Raw genomic sequence first — 14,848 nt, 5'->3', positions numbered from 1 at the left:
GGCCCTGCTGCACCACTTCCTGGCCGGCCACCACGAGGCCGAGGCGCTGACATTGCGCGAGCTGTGGGCCCTGCCGTCCACGCTGCGCGTCGTGCTGGTGGAGAACCTGCGCCGCCTGGCCGAGCGCGCCGCCTGGCGTCATCTGGCGCGCCGCGCCGCCCAGCACCTGTTCGAGGCGCTGCCTCAGCTGGACGCGGCAGCGGTGCGCAACCAGCTGCAGCAATGGCAATCGGCCTGGCCGCGCGACCCTGCCATCACGGCCCTGGCCCTGCGCCTGCACGAGCGGCTGACCGACCGCGCCCTGGGCCAAGCCGAGCAGCGTGACTCCGATGACTCGTCCTGGGCGGCCGTGCACGCCTGGCYGGCCGAGGCGCTGCCCGACGCAGCCGCTGCGCAGGCCAGCGAGCAGGCCGAGAGCGCGGCCGACCACCAGAGCATCCGCAACGCCATCAGCAGCCTGCGCAACCTCGGCGCGGCCAACTGGGCCGGACTGTTCGAAGCTGTGCACCCGACGCTGCGCGCCCTGGGCCACATTGCCGTCTACCGCCAGGAGCACGAGGCCACGCGCGACATGGCCATGCACGCCATCGAGGCCCTGACCGAGCGCCACAACGTACCCGAGGCCGACGTGGCCCAGGTGCTGCGCCTGCTTTGCAACGACCCCGCCTGGGCCGAGGACGCAGAAGAGCGCGCCCCGCTGTACTGGCTGTCCGGCCCTGGCCGCGAACGCCTGCTGAGCGAACTTCGCCTCAAGCCTACCGCCGGCGAGCGCTTTGCCGCCGGGCTGCGCCGCCACAGTGTCGCCCTCTATCTGACCAGCCTGGCAGGGTTGCTGATCCTGGCCGAGCTGACGTTGCTGCTGCTGGGCCTGCCCCCGGGCGCCGGCTGGCCCATGGTGGTGGCGGCCGTGCTGCTGTCGCTGCTGCCGGCCAGCGAGGCCGTGGTCGCGCTGGCCAACCGCCTCATCAGCGAGTCCGCAGCGCCGGCGCAGCTGCCGCGCCTGACCTGGCATCACGGCATTCCGGCCGGGGCGCGCAGCCTGGTTGTCATTCCCTGCATGCTGACGCGGTCCAAGGGCATCGCGACCCTGCTCGCCCAGCTGGAGCGCCACCACCTGGCCAACCTGGAAGACGAGGCGCAGTTCGCGCTGCTCAGCGACTGGACCGATGCCAAGGCCGAGCACCAGCCCCAGGACGCGGGCCTGCTCGCCCAGGCGCGCGCCGGCATCGAGGCGTTGAACCAGCGCCACGGCACGGCCTGCGAGGGCCGGCCGCGTTTCCTGCTGCTGCACCGCGAGCGGCGCTGGAGCGAGACCGAGCAGCGCTGGATCGGCTGGGAGCGCAAGCGCGGCAAGACCGAGGCATTGGCCGCCCTGCTGGCCGGTCAGCCGCCCGAGCTGCTGCCTGACCGCTTCGTCGACCTGGGCGAGCTGTCCACGCCCGCACCGGACATCCGCCACATCATCACGCTGGATGCCGACAACGCCCTGCCCCCCGGCGCGCTGCGCGAGCTGGTCGCCATCGCCGCCCACCCGCTGAACCGCCCACGGTTGAGCCGCACATCCAGCGGCGCCGTCACCGTCGTGCGCGGCCACGGCATGCTGCAGCCGCGCGTCGCCACGCCGCTGGCCACAGCCGCCGGCAGCTCCACGGTGCATGGCACCTGGTTCCACAGCCTGTTCGCCGGCCAGCCGGGGCTGGACCCCTACAGCGCCGCCAGCTCCGAGGTCTACCAGGACCTGTTCGACGAAGGCAGCGCCGCCGGCAAGGGACTGATCGACGTGCAGGCCGCAGCGCAGGTGCTGGCCCACCGCATGCCCGAGGGCCAGGTGCTCAGCCACGACCTGCTGGAAGGCTCGCTGATGCGCTGCGCCGGCGTCAGCGACGTGGTGCTGGTGGAGCCCGCCCCCATGCATGCCGACGTGGCGGCCTCGCGCATCCACCGCTGGACGCGCGGTGACTGGCAGCTGCTGCCCTTCCTCGGCCACCCGCGCCGCTGGGGCCTGCACGGCATCCACATCTGGAAGATGCTGGACAACCTGCGCCGCTCCCTCGTCGCCCCGGCCGCCTTGCTGCTGCTGGTCGCGTCGTGGATGGGCCTGGGCCTGGCGCCGGCGTGGGCGCTGGGGCTGGTGGCCGCCACCTTCGGCGCCGGGCCGTTGATGGGCGCTCTGGCGGCCTGCGCGCCGTCGGGCGACCGCATCTCCCTGCCGCGCTTTTACCGGCAGGCGGCCATTGAACTCGGGCGTGCCATCGGCGGCGTCGTCTGGCACATCGCACTGCTTCCCGCGGCAAGCTGGCTCAGCATCGACGCCATCGTGCGCGCGCTGTGGCGCCAGCGTGTCAGCCATCAGCATCTGCTGGAATGGACCACCGCAGACGCGGCGGAAGCCGCGGCGCGCACCGACTGGCGCTCGCTGTGGCGCCAGCACAAGCATGTGACCTTTGCCACCGGCGCGCTGGCCCTGCTGCTGATGACGCCGGCCCTGATCGGCCGCCCCGTCGACTGGGACCAGGCCCTGCCGCTGCTGCTGGCCTGGGCACTGACGCCGCTGTGGATAGGCCTGGCCAGCCGGCCACGCGCCCGGCCGCGCCGCGAGGCCATCACCGACGACGAACGCCAGTACCTGCTCAGCGTCGCCCGCGACACCTGGCGCTGGTTCGAACGCTGGGTCACCAAGGACGACAACGATCTGCCGCCCGACAACGTGCAGTTCGACCCCGACATCGCCGTCGCCCACCGCACGTCGCCCACCAATATCGGCCTGTACCTGCTGTCGGCCTGCTGCGCGCGCGAGTTCGGCTGGCTGCATGACGTCGGCCTGGCCGAGCGCATCGGCCGCACGCTGGACACGCTGGACAAGCTGCCCCGCCACCGCGGCCACTTCTACAACTGGATCGACACCCAGCGCCTGGGCGTGCTGGAGCCACCCTACATCTCCAGCGTGGACAGCGGCAACCTCTGCGCCCATCTGCTGGTGGTCGCGGCGGCCTGCGAGGGCTTTGCGCGCGGGGGCGAGGGCATGCCGCCGCCGCCGGCCGTGGCCGAGGCGCTGAACGCCGTCGCCATGCGGGCGCGCGCCCTTGCGCTGGCCCACGACTTCAGCTGGCTCTACGACCCGCAGCGCCACCTGCTGCACATCGGCGCCGTCGCGGCGCAAGGCTCCGAACCCGGTACCGAGCGGCTGGACCAGAACCACTACGACCTGCTCGCCTCTGAAGCTCGGCTGGCCAGCCTGGTGGCCATCGCCAAGGGCGACATCCCGCCGGCGCACTGGGGCGCGCTCGGCCGACCCTTCTTCTCGCGCGGCCGCGTCACCGGATTGAAGAGCTGGTCGGGCTCGATGTTCGAGATGTTGATGCCCTCGCTGGTGCTGGACGAGCCCACCGGCAGCGCGCTGGCGGAAGCCGCTCGCGCGGCCGTCATGGAGCAGATCCGCGCCGGGCGTGCGGCCGGCCTGCCCTGGGGCGTGTCCGAGAGCGCCTATGCCAAGCGCGACCGGAGCCTGGCCTACCAGTACGGCCCGCAGGGCGTGGCCAGCCTGGCACTGCGCGACACGCCGGTGGAAGAGATCGTCATTGCACCGTATGCCAGCCTGATGGCGACCATGGTGATGCCGCGCGCGGCCGTCGCCAATCTGCGCGCGCTGCAGGCCCTGGGGGCTCGCCATGAGGGCGGCTTCATGGAAGCGCTGGACTACACAGTCGGCCGCCAGCCTGAAGCCACCAGCGACGCAACGCAGACGGGGCGTCGCTTCCAGCGCATCGGCACGACGATGGCCCACCACCACGGCATGTCACTCGTCGCGCTGACCGAGGTGCTGTGCGGCGGCGCGCCGCAGCGCTGGGCTGACGCCGAGCCGCGCTTGTGCGCCGTGCGCTGGCTGCTGCACGAGCGCGCGCCGCACAAGGTGGCGCCACTGCGCGAACCGCCGCCGCAGCCCACTCGAAGCGCACCGCGCCGCGCCCGCATCTCGCTGGTCGTGCCCGAGCTGCATGGCCGCGCCCTACCCGCCACCGCCTGGCTGGGCCATGGGCGCCTCAGCGCGATGGTGCGCGAGCATGGCGGCGGCACGCTGGTCTGGGGCGAGCCGGGTTCACTGGTGTTGGTGAGCCGCTGGCGCGACGATCTGCCGCAGGACCTGCTCGGCCACCACCTGCATCTGCGCGACCTGGACCTGCACTGGAACGGCGCGCCCGAGTCCAGCCCCTGGCGATCGCTCACGCTGCGGCCCACGCCCGGCCCGCAGTGGCGCTATGGCTGCCGCCTGCACCCCGCCAGCGCGCAGTTCACGGCCGAGGGCGAGGAGTTGCACGCCCACACCGAGGCCTGGGTGGCCGTCGAGGACGACGTCGAGCTGCGCCGCATCACGCTGCGCAACCTCGCCCACCGGCCGCGCCGCCTGGCGCTGGTATCCAGCTTCGAGCCCGTGCTGGCGCCGGCCAAGGCCGACCTGGCCCACCCGGCTTTCGGCAAGCTCTTCCTGCAGGCACGTTGGGAACCGGGCCAGCAGGCCCTGAACTGGCAGCGCCTGCCGCGCAGTCCCAACGAGGCGCCCCTGCACGCGGTGCATGCGCTGGTGGGCGTGGAGCTCGAGGGCGGCGCGCGGCTGGACCGTGTGCGCGCCGGTGCCGACCGTGCCCATTGGCTGGCCCGCGGCGGCATGCCCGGTCAGCCCGGCGGCGTCATTGCGCATGCCGGCGTGCAAGCGCTGCTGGGCACCGACGTGGCCGGCCTCAACACCGCGTCTGGCATGCTGGACACCGGCAACGACCCGATCTCGCTGCTGCACCTGGTGCTGCAGCTGCCGCCCGGTGCCAGCGTGACGCTGACGCTGGCCACCGCCGCCGCTCGCGAGCCGCAGACGCTCAGCCACTTGCTGGACAAGCTGCGTCAGCCGGCCCTCGTCGAGCGTGCGCTGACGCTGGCCCACACCATGGCCGGCGTGCGCACCCAAGGCGCCAGCCTCGCGCCGGGCGCCTGGCGGGCCGGCCTCACGCTGCAGACCCTGCTGACCTCGCAGGCCGCACGCGAGAACCTGCCCCTGCCCGAGACCGGCTACGAGCGCGATGCGCTGTGGCGCCATGGCATCTCGGGGGACGACCCCATCATCCTGATGCGCGTGGCCGATCCCACCGGCGTCATCATGGTGCGCGAGCTGTGCGCGCTGTTGCAGGCCCAGGGCAGCCCGCTGCCAGTGGACGTCGTCGTGTTGGACGCCGAGCCGCCGTCCTATCTGGCGCCGGTGTCGCGCGCGTTGCGGTCGCTGGCCGAGCAGCAGACCCATGGGCGCTGCCGCGTGCATGTGCTGTCGGACGAGACCGTGGGGCCGGACACGCGCTTTGCCCTCAACATGCTGGCGCGCGTGCGCTGGTTTGCCGATGGCCGGCCGCTGGCCCAGCAGCTCGAGCGCCTGGGCCAGAGCCACGAGCAAGCCGCCAAGGCCCGGCGCGGCGCCGGCGCGACGCTGGTGTCCAGCCTCGCCGCCCCGCCCGGCGCCGAGGCGCCAGACAGCGACTTCGAGGCCGACAGCGGTGCCTGCCGCTTCGAGCTGACCGAGCAAAGCCAGYCGGCGCGGCCGTGGATCAACGTCATCGCCAACGAGAACTTCGGCTGCCAGGTGTCCGAGCGCGGTGCCGGCATGGCCTGGGCCGGCAACAGCCGGCTGCACCAGATCACGCCCTGGTCGAACGACGCGCTGCTGGACTCGCCCGGCGAATGGCTGATCCTGCACTGCCTGTCCAGCGGCAAGGCCTGGCTGCTCGGCCGCGCCAGCCCGCACCAGAGCGTGTCCCACCTGCCGGGAGCTACGGCCATGGCCTTCCAGCTGCCAGGCATGGTGGTGCGCCTGCGCTGGACGGTGGACGCAACAACCGCCGTCAAGCAATGCCAGGTGGAGTTGCACGCGGCGCCCGGCCGCCCGCCACGCCTGCTGCGGCTGCTGGCCGCCGCGCAGTGGCAGCTGGGCATGGACAGTGGTGCGCGCCGCAGTGTCGTGACGCGACTGGAACCGCCCCAGGGTGATGGTCCGCTGCTGGCCCTGGCCACGCAGGCCGATGGGCTCAATGGCTTCGGCGGCCACACGGCCTGGATGGCACTGCGCCCGACCCGCGAGGGCGATGCGACGGCCGACCAGATCAACAGCCTGGCCAGCGATCAGGCCCTGTGGCCCTGGCCCGCGGACGCCGGCTTCACGCCCGACCTGAACCGGCCGCACCCGTGGACGGCCGCCATTGAGGCCAGCGGCGACCGCCGCCTGCTGTTCGACGACGAAGGCCGCCTCGTCATGCCGCACGCGCTGGATGGCCAGGCCGGTGCTGCCACCGACCCGGCTGCCCTGCTCGCGGTGCCGATCCGACTGGAAGCCGGCCACGCCTGGCATGGCACGGTGCTGCTCGGCCATGCGCAGAGCCTGCCCGCGGCCCGCGAGCAGGCCGCCAACGCCTGGGCGGCCGACCCACTGCGCCGGCTGGCCGCCCAGCGCGAGGTCTGGCGGGCCTTGAGCGCGCCCGTTCAGGTGGCCACGCCCGACCCCGCCTTCGACGCGCTGGTGAACCATTGGCTGCCGGCCCAAGTGCTGGGCTGCCGCATCTGGGCGCGCGCCGGCTTCTACCAGGCGGGCGGCGCCTTCGGCTTCCGCGACCAGCTGCAGGACGCCATGTCCCTGGTGCAGCACGCACCCGAGCGCCTGGCCGCGCAGATCCGCCGCCACGCGGCCCACCAGTTCCCGCCCGGCGACGTGCAGCACTGGTGGCATGAGCCGGCCGGTGCCGGCGTGCGCACGCATTTCGCGGACGACCGGCTGTGGCTGGCGCTGGCGCTGGCCTTGTACGTCGAGCGCACCGCCGATACGTCGCTGGCCGACGAGATGCTGCCCTTCCTGCAGGGCCGCCCCGTGCCCGAGGGCGCCGAGGACATCTACGAGGTGCCGGCCATCAGCGACGAGCAGGCCAGCATCTACGAGCACGCCGCGCGCTCCATCGATGTCAGCCTGCCCGTCGGCGTCCATGGCCTGCCGCTGTTTGGCACGGGTGACTGGAACGACGGCATGAACCGCGTCGGCGCCGACGGCAAGGGCGAGTCGGTGTGGATGGGCTTCTTCCTGTGCGCCGTCATCGACGCCCTGCACCCGCTGGCCATCGCCCGCGGCGAGCAGGCCCGCGCGGCGCGCTGGCGCCAGGCACGCGACAAGCTGGCCAAGGCCCTGGACGCCGAGGCCTGGGACGGCCGCTGGTACCGCCGCGGCTGGTTCGATGACGGCAGCGTCCTCGGCACCCATGACGACAGCGAATGCCGCATCGACCTCATCGTGCAGGCCTGGGCCGTGCTGACCGGCGCCACCGAGGCCGACCGCGCCCGCCTGGCCCTGGACAGCGCCTGGCGCGAGCTGCATGACCGCGACGCCCACTTGTTGCGCCTGCTGTGGCCGCCGCTGAAGGACCACCAGCCACCAGCCGGCTACATCCAGGCCTACCCCGGCGGCGTGCGCGAAAACGGCGGCCAGTACAACCACGCCGCCACCTGGGCCCTGATGGCCAGCGCCAAGCTCGGTCAGGCCGAGCGCGCCTGGGCGGCCTTCACGGCCATCAGCCCGGCCCACCGCGGGGCACACGGCGCGGCCTATGGGCTGGAGCCCTTCGCCGTGGCCGGTGATATCGAAGCCGCCGCGCCGCACGCCGGCCGCGGTGGCTGGAGCTGGTACACGGGCGCCGCCGGCTGGCTGCTGCGCGCGGCGGTCGAGTCGCTGTGCGGCGTCAAGCTGGCCGATGGCCTGCTGCGCGTGCAGCCCTGCCTGCCGCCCCACTGGCCCGAGGCGCGGCTGCGGCTGGTGCACCAGGGTCGGCGTATCGACTTGCTGCTGCAGCGTGCCCCGACGGGCGCCGGCACCGCGCCGCCCGCCGGCTACCGCACCCTGGTGCCAGGATCGACGCTGGCGCTCGGGGAGGTCGAAGGCGACCTGCAGCTTTGGGTGCCAGTCACCGATGCCCTGCCGGCCCGCAGGCCGGAACCGGCGGCAGCGTTTTGAAGCCCCAAAAAGCAAGCGGCCCCGAAAGGGGCCGCCGTAGCGAATCAGGGGAGGATCAGACGACCAAGCTCAACACCACAGCCATGAGGACGCTACCCAGGACGACGGTCGTGAACAGCCGGTCGCCGATGGCGCTGTCCAGGAATTCCAGCGAGCACAGCATGCGCTGCTTGCGGTCTGACAGCGTGCGGCACTGGCGCAGGTGAACGCCCAGGCTGTCCAGGTGCTGACGCAGCAGATGATCGGTGGCGCGAGACATGGATGACCTCCTCTGAAAACGATGCCTTCAACTGTAGAGAGAACCTGGCTTCGTTGCATTCGGACACGAAGGGGCCCGCGTGTAGGCCTTGTCTGACATTGCGACGCATGCCATGAGGCACCATGCGGCAATGAGCACCAGCCGGCAAGCACTTTGGTTGTTGACCCTGCTAACCGCGTGGTTTGCCGGCATGGCGCAGGCCGCGCCAGCGGCGCTGCAAGTCGGCTCCAAGCGCTTCACCGAGAGTTATCTGCTGGGCGAGATCGTCACGCAGACCTTGGTCGGTCAGGGTGTCGCCGCTGAACACCGCCAGGGCCTGGGCAATACCGCCATCCTGGCCGCGGCCCTGCAGCAAGGCCAGATCGATCTCTACCCGGAGTACACCGGTACCATCGTGCGCGAGTTGCTCAAGCGCGAGTCATCTGCGGATGCGCAGGCACCGCTGGCGCAGATCAACGCGTGGCTGAAGCCGCTGGGCCTGAAGGCCRGCGTGCCACTGGGCTTCAACAACAGCTATGCCCTGGCCCTGCGCGAGGCCGACGCGGCGCGGCYGGGCATCACGACGATCTCCGAGCTTGCCGCCAAGGCACCGCCGGCACTCAAGGCTGGCCTGTCGCACGAGTTCCTGGCCCGCGCCGACGGCTGGCCGGCGTTGCAGCGCGCCTACGGCCTGAAGCTGCAACCCGGCGCCGGCCTGGACCACGGCCTGGCGTATCAAGCCCTCGCCAATGGCCAGGTCGACCTCATCGACGTCTACACCACCGACGCCCAGCTCGCCCGCCAGCCCGTGCGGGTGCTGCGCGATGACCGCGGCTTCTTCCCGCGCTACGACGCGGTGCTGCTGATGCGGACGGCGGTCGACGACAAGCCGTTGCAGGGCCTGGCCGGCCGCCTGCCCGAAGCCGAAATGACCCGCCTGAACGCCGCCGCCGAGCTGGACGGCCGGCCCTTTGCCGACGTGGCGCGCGGCTTTCTGCAATCGGGCTCAGGTGGCACGGGGCACCAGGGCTTGATGGACCGACTATTTGCTCCCGACCTGCCCAAGCTGCTTGCCCAACATCTGGCGCTGGTGCTGGCCTCGCTTGCCCTGGCCGTGGCCGTCGCCGTGCCGCTGGGCATCGCCGCACATCGCCTGCCACGGCTGGCGGCGCCCGTCATGGCCGTGACGGGCCTGCTGCAGACCCTGCCTTCGCTGGCCCTGCTGGCTTTCTTGATTGCCCTGGTTGGCCGCATCGGCTTCGTGCCGGCCCTGCTGGCGCTGTTCGTCTATGCGCTGCTGCCCATCGTGCGCAACACCCACGCGGGGCTTCAGGCCGTGTCTGGCGGGCTGACCCATGCCGCCTTGGCGCTGGGCCTGACCCGCGGCCAGACGCTGCGCGCCATTGAGCTGCCACTGGCCCTGCCGACGCTGATGGCAGGGGTGAAGACGGCAGCGGTCACCAACGTCGGCACGGCCACCGTCGCGGCCTTCGTCGGCGCGGGTGGCCTGGGCGAGCGCATCGTCGCGGGCCTGGCCGTCAACGACAGCACGCTGATGTTGGCCGGCGCCCTGCCCGCCGCAGCCCTGGCCGTCATCGTGCAACTGCTGTTTGATGCACTGGAACGCCGGGTCGCGCACAATGGGCCACAAGAATCTCGGGATCGAGGGGCATGAACGCAAGGGTGCGATCGGGCTTGTGGCTATTGGGCTGGCTGGTGGCAATGACCGCCGAGGCCGGCTGCTCGCGCCCCCTCAACGTACCCATGGCCCCTATCGGCCTGAGCGTCAACTTCGAGGACGGGCGCGCCCAGGGCATCTATCCGACGCTGCTGCGCGAAGTGGCGGCCAGCGCGCCCTGCCAGTTCAATATCCACAAGGTGCCACGGGCGCGGCTGCAAACGATGTTCGACGCTGGTCAGGCCGACATCCTCATGCCGGCCTCATCAAATCCCGCACGTGATGCCGTGGGCGAGTTCGTGCCACTGATCCAGGTGCGAGCCAGCCTGCTGACCCTGGACGCCGACACGCCCGTACCGCGCTCGCTGGCCGAGCTGCTGGCCCAGCCGGACTACAAGCTCGTCGTCGTGCGCGGCTTCTCTTTCGGTCCGGCCTATGACGGTGCCATCGCAACGCTGCGCCAGCGCCAGCGCCTCGTCGAGGAGGCCGACCCCACCGGCGTCGCCCGCGCACTGCGCCAGGGCCTGGCCCAGGCCAGCGTCATGACGGCGTCCATCCTGGTCGGCACGCTGGTCAATGAGCCCGAGCTGACGCCGTTGCTGAAGCGCCTGCGTGTCGAGCCGCTGGAGGAACTGGGCTGGCACGCCAGCGGCCTGTATCTGTCACGCCGCGGCCTCGTCGAAGCCGACCGGCGCCTGCTGCGCCAGGCTTTTGGCCAGATGGCACGCAACRGGCGCGTGTGGCAGCTCTTCAACGAGGCCCACCCGGCCGGCAGCCTGGGCGTCAGCATCCGGCCTTTGCCCTGATTCAGCGCACCTGGCTGCTGTAGTCCAGCGGCAGCCACTGCCAACCCTTGCCCGCCTGGCGCATCCACGCGGTGCGCCTGCCCGGCCGCAGCCACGCCACCAAAACCAGGCTCTTCATCGACCACCCGCGCGCGGAGATTGGCGACACGCCCTGGTGGGACCGGCAGGTGCGGGCCATCGCTGTCTCATCCTGATTGGGGATTCGCTGGCGGCGGCGGGCGCATAAGGTCGACACCTCTTCTTCCTGATGGGAGCCGTTGCCATGTGCATTGCCAAGAGCGTCGGGCTGGGTGCCCGCAACGATGTCGCCGATGTCCGCATCGTCCAGGTCCTGCTCAACATGAACAGCGAGGCCTGGAGCGGCGCAGCGCTCAAGCAGTTGGGGGTGGACGGGCAGATCGGCCCCAACACCATCGACGCGATCCGTGCCTTCGAGACCCAGGCCATGGGCCTGCCGGAGTCGGATGGCCTGGTGACACCGGGCGACGCCACGATGACGCGGTTGCTGGCGGGCCTGCCTCCCGGCGCGACCAAGGAGAAGCTCGGCATCGTGATGCCACGGGCCATGCAAAAGCGCATCGACCTCTACTTCGAGCCGCTGGTGAAGGGCATGACACGCTATGGCATCGACACGCCGCGGCAGATCGCTCACTTCATCGCCCAGCTCGCACACGAGTCCGGCTCGCTGCTCTATTCCGAGGAACTGGCCAGCGGCAACGCCTATGACGGCCGCACCGATCTCGGCAACACGGAGCCCGGCGACGGCCCACGCTTCAAGGGCCGCGGGCTGATCCAGCTCACCGGTCGCAACAACTACCGGGACTACAGCAAGTTCACCGGCACCGATTACATCAGCGACCCCACGCAGCTGGCCCTGGACCCGTTCGCCTGCGTCGACGTGGCCTGCTGGTTCTGGAAGACGCGTGGCATCGGCCCGCTCGCCGAAGCCGACGACGCCAAGGCTGTCACCAAGCGGATCAATGGCGGCTACAACGGGCTGGACGATCGCCTGGAGCATCTGGCGCGCGCCAAGGCCCTGCTGGGGCTCTGAACCTCGCGCTGCTGCGACGTCTCCCGACGCCACGCCCAAACGCAAAAAAGGCACTTGGCGGTTCGCCAAGTGCCTTTTTGCTTCTTAAATTTTGGTGGGCCCTGAGTGACTCGAACACTCGACCTACGGATTAAGAGTCCGCTGCTCTACCAACTGAGCTAAGAGCCCTGATTCAACTTCGGGGGGCCGAAGCTAAGCCAAAGATTGTAGCGTTGATTCCGTCGAATCATTGCTCTAAATTCTGGTGGGACGTGCAGGATTCGAACCTGCGACCAACGGATTAAAAGTCCGCTGCTCTACCGACTGAGCTAACGTCCCGTGTCAAGCAGAGCCCGCCATTATAGGCAGGTTTTTAGAGGCTCCGCAAGAAATCCTTGAATTGCCGTCAGCCCGGTTTTCGACTCAGATGCAGGCGCTGCAACTCGGCTGCCGCGCACAGGCCAAAGGTCGCCGTGACGGTGACGCTGGAGCCGTAACCATGGCAGTTCAGGCTGCCGTCAACATCACAGGCTTCGCCCTCACCTTGCTGCGGCAGATGCACCGGCTCACGTGAGTACACGCAGGCGACACCCATTTTCCCGGCACGCGCCGCACCGTGGTGCTTGCGCAGGCGCTGGCGCAGCGACGCCAGCAGCGGATCGTGAGTCGTGGCGCTGAGGTCGTCGAGCTCCACGCGATGCGGCTCGCGCTTGCCACCGGCGGCGCCGACGGTGACGAAGGGCAGCTCAAGCTCACGCGCCCAGGCAGCCAGCACGGCCTTGGCGCGGACCTGGTCGCAACAGTCGATGAGCCCGTCGAACTCCGCATCGCCGATCAGCGCGGGCCAATTCTCGGGTTCGACAAATTCCTCGACGACGTGCACCGCGCAGCCGGGGTGGATGTCGGCAATACGCTGCCTCAGCGCCTCAGCCTTGGCCATACCGACGGTCGACCCGAGAGCCTGGATCTGGCGGTTGATGTTGGATTCGGAAACCTGGTCCAGGTCGATCAGCGTCAGCTCCGCCGCGCCACTGCGCGCCAGGGCCTCGACGGCCCAGGAACCGACGCCGCCCAGGCCGACGACCGCGAAGCGCGCGGCGCGCAGGCGCTGGTAGGCGACGTCGCCGTGCAGACGGCGCAGGCCGCCGAAGCGGCGCTCCAGATCAGCGTCCAGCTGATCAGCGGACATCAACGCAGTGCCGCCAACCGTTCCTTGGCGGCCTGGGCGGCCTCGGTGCCGGGATAGGCCTTGATGAGGTCGTCGAGGCTGCGCCGGGCGGACTTGTTGTCCTTCAGCTCGATCTGGCAATTGGCCAGCGCGAGCAGGGCTTCGGCCGCGCGCGAATGGTCAGGATTGCCGGCGATGAAAGCTTTGAAGGTCGCAACGGCGTCCTTGTAGTCGCGCTTGCCGTACTGGGCATTGCCGAGCCAGAAGCGCACCGAGTCGGTATAGCCGCTGGCGGGGTAGCGCTTCAGGAAGGCATTGAGCGCGGCGACGGCCTCGGCGAAGTCGCCACGGCGCACGAGGCCGATGGCGGCTTCGTACTGGTTGCGCTCGTCGGGGTTGACCTGGAATTCGCGGCCATCGAGGCTGACCTTCTGCGGCTCCAGCGGCTTGAAGCGCGCTTCGACGGACTGCGACTGGTCGGTCAGCTTGCGCTGCGTGTCGGCCAGGTCGCGGGCGAGCTGCTCGTTGGCGCCGCGCAGCTTGGCGATCTCGCTGCGCAGCGCATCGATCTGGCCATTCAGGTCCAGCATGCTGCGGCGCAGCGGCTGCAGCTGGTCCTGAACCAGCGTGTTGAGCTGTTCGGCACGCTGCTTGGCAGCGTCCTCGTTGGCCTTCACCGTGCCACGCAGCTCGAGGATGGCCTTGCGGGCTTCATCATCCTCGAACAGGCCCGCCTTTGCGGGCTGCATGAAAGCCGCGCTCGCGGCCAGCGTCATCAGCGACAGTCGCAGAGCGCGCATCACTTTCACTTGTCCTTGAGCTCGACGCGACGATTCTTGGCCCAGACTTCTTCGCCGCTGCCTTGAGCGGCAGGGCGCTCCTTGCCGTAGCTGACAGCTTCGACCTGGGCCGCACCGACGCCCAGCAGCGTCAGCGACTTGGCAACGGCTTCGGCACGGCGCTGGCCGAGGGCCAGGTTGTACTCGCGGCCGCCGCGCTCGTCGGTGTGGCCTTCGAGGTTCAACGCGGCGCGCTTGTTGGCGTTCAGGCGCTTGGCGTGCAGGTCGACCAGCGGGCGGTACTCTTCCTTGACGACGTCGCTGTCGTAGTCGAAGTAGACGACGCGATTGGCGCCCTTGTTGACTTCCTGGGTGTACTGGCTGAACAGGTCAACCGTCGGGACAGCGGTCTGCGCGGTTGTCGGCTGCTGCTCAGGGGTCGCCGGGGGCGGTGTGGGCTGGCGCGTCTCGACCGGCGCGGGCTCGTCCAACTTGACGGCGGAGCTGCAGCCGGCCAAGGCGGCGGCGGCAATCAAAGTGAGCGCATAGCGGGTCAGTTTCATTCGAATAGTCTCCACAACAGACAGGGGGCGGGGGATGGGGGGGCGCAGCGCCATCGGCGGCGCGGGCGCGCCATTGTCCAACACGGTGCGAACTGTCAAGTTACTGGCGTGTAAAAGGACCCCACGTGGGTTCACGAACCTCTACCAAAGTGACGAGCAGCGGCGTCTTCATCTTGCCGTCCAGCGTCGTCGTCATCAGCACTTCCTTGCCGCCGGCACGGCTCGCGTACACGATGAGCTTGCCATTGGGCGCGAACGCCGGGCTTTCGTCGTCGTTGGCTTCGCTGATCTGCTGTGACTGGCCGGTGCCGAGATCCATCACCGACAGGCGGAAGGCACCACTGATGCGGGTGATGTAGGCCAGCGTGCGGCCGTCAGGGCTGACCGCCGGGCTGATGTTGTAGTTGCCGTTGAAGGTCACACGCTCGGCCGCGCCGCCACTGGCCGGCATGCGGTAGATCTGCGGGCCGCCGCCACGGTCGCTAACGAAAAAGATCTTGCTGCCATCGGGCGAGTAGCAGGCCTCGGTGTCGATGGCGCCGCTTTGCGTGAGGCGACGC

At 70.2% G+C, this 14,848-nt stretch carries 9 protein-coding genes, 2 tRNA genes and 1 pseudogene; 4 read left to right on the top strand and 8 right to left on the bottom strand.

Features of this window, described 5'->3' with window-relative positions; all coding sequences use genetic code 11:
- Positions 1-52: 52 nt before the first annotated feature.
- Positions 53-8,026 carry a GH36-type glycosyl hydrolase domain-containing protein gene (locus ACXJKR_RS09805; protein WP_457322688.1) on the top strand — a complete coding sequence of 2,658 codons (7,974 nt, stop codon included), beginning with the start codon at positions 53-55 and terminating at the stop codon, positions 8,024-8,026.
- 55 nt (positions 8,027-8,081) lie between these two features.
- On the opposite strand, the gene ACXJKR_RS09800 is transcribed toward ACXJKR_RS09805, so the two are convergent.
- On the bottom strand, positions 8,082-8,285 hold the full coding sequence (locus tag ACXJKR_RS09800) for a hypothetical protein (protein WP_056198956.1): 204 nt from the start codon (positions 8,283-8,285) through the stop codon (positions 8,082-8,084).
- Between the two features lie 130 nt (positions 8,286-8,415).
- On the opposite strand from ACXJKR_RS09800, the gene ACXJKR_RS09795 reads away from it, so the two are divergent.
- On the top strand, positions 8,416-9,939 hold the full coding sequence (locus tag ACXJKR_RS09795; RefSeq protein ID WP_457322687.1) for a glycine betaine ABC transporter substrate-binding protein: 1,524 nt from the start codon (positions 8,416-8,418) through the stop codon (positions 9,937-9,939).
- A gap of 89 nt (positions 9,940-10,028) precedes the next feature.
- The gene (locus ACXJKR_RS09790; RefSeq protein WP_457322686.1) at positions 10,029-10,748 is read left to right on the top strand and encodes a substrate-binding periplasmic protein; all 720 of its coding nucleotides are present in this window, start codon (positions 10,029-10,031) and stop codon (positions 10,746-10,748) included.
- 1 nt (position 10,749) lies between these two features.
- Here ACXJKR_RS09790 and ACXJKR_RS09785 read toward each other — a convergent pair whose 3' ends face one another.
- The gene (locus ACXJKR_RS09785; RefSeq protein ID WP_457322685.1) at positions 10,750-10,926 is read right to left on the bottom strand and encodes a hypothetical protein; all 177 of its coding nucleotides are present in this window, start codon (positions 10,924-10,926) and stop codon (positions 10,750-10,752) included.
- A gap of 84 nt (positions 10,927-11,010) precedes the next feature.
- Here ACXJKR_RS09785 and ACXJKR_RS09780 point away from each other — a divergent pair, with 84 nt between their 5' ends.
- On the top strand, positions 11,011-11,799 hold the full coding sequence (locus tag ACXJKR_RS09780) for a glycoside hydrolase family 19 protein (RefSeq protein WP_457322684.1): 789 nt from the start codon (positions 11,011-11,013) through the stop codon (positions 11,797-11,799).
- A 92-nt stretch (positions 11,800-11,891) separates the two neighbouring features.
- Here ACXJKR_RS09780 and ACXJKR_RS09775 read toward each other — a convergent pair.
- The 6 genes and pseudogenes from ACXJKR_RS09775 to ACXJKR_RS09750 all read right to left on the bottom strand — a co-directional run.
- Positions 11,892-11,967 (bottom strand) — tRNA-Lys (locus tag ACXJKR_RS09775).
- A 74-nt stretch (positions 11,968-12,041) separates the two neighbouring features.
- A tRNA-Lys gene (locus tag ACXJKR_RS09770) sits at positions 12,042-12,117 on the bottom strand.
- Positions 12,118-12,184: 67 nt separating this feature from the next.
- The gene (locus ACXJKR_RS09765; RefSeq protein ID WP_056198965.1) at positions 12,185-12,967 is read right to left on the bottom strand and encodes a tRNA threonylcarbamoyladenosine dehydratase; all 783 of its coding nucleotides are present in this window, start codon (positions 12,965-12,967) and stop codon (positions 12,185-12,187) included.
- Positions 12,967-13,746: a tol-pal system protein YbgF gene (gene ybgF / locus ACXJKR_RS09760; protein ID WP_457322683.1), complete on the bottom strand. Its 780-nt coding sequence runs from the start codon at positions 13,744-13,746 to the stop codon at positions 12,967-12,969. The genes ACXJKR_RS09765 and ybgF overlap by 1 nt, the downstream gene beginning before the upstream one ends.
- A gap of 5 nt (positions 13,747-13,751) precedes the next feature.
- Positions 13,752-14,288: a peptidoglycan-associated lipoprotein Pal gene (gene pal / locus ACXJKR_RS09755; RefSeq protein ID WP_457322682.1), complete on the bottom strand. Its 537-nt coding sequence runs from the start codon at positions 14,286-14,288 to the stop codon at positions 13,752-13,754.
- Positions 14,289-14,388: 100 nt separating this feature from the next.
- Positions 14,389-14,848: pseudogene (locus tag ACXJKR_RS09750) on the bottom strand (Tol-Pal system beta propeller repeat protein TolB); the annotation flags it as partial.

This window comes from Roseateles sp. P5_E11 (genome assembly GCF_054049355.1).
The sequence above is the reverse complement of the archived record's forward strand: the minus strand, read 5'-3'. Positions and strand labels throughout refer to the sequence as shown.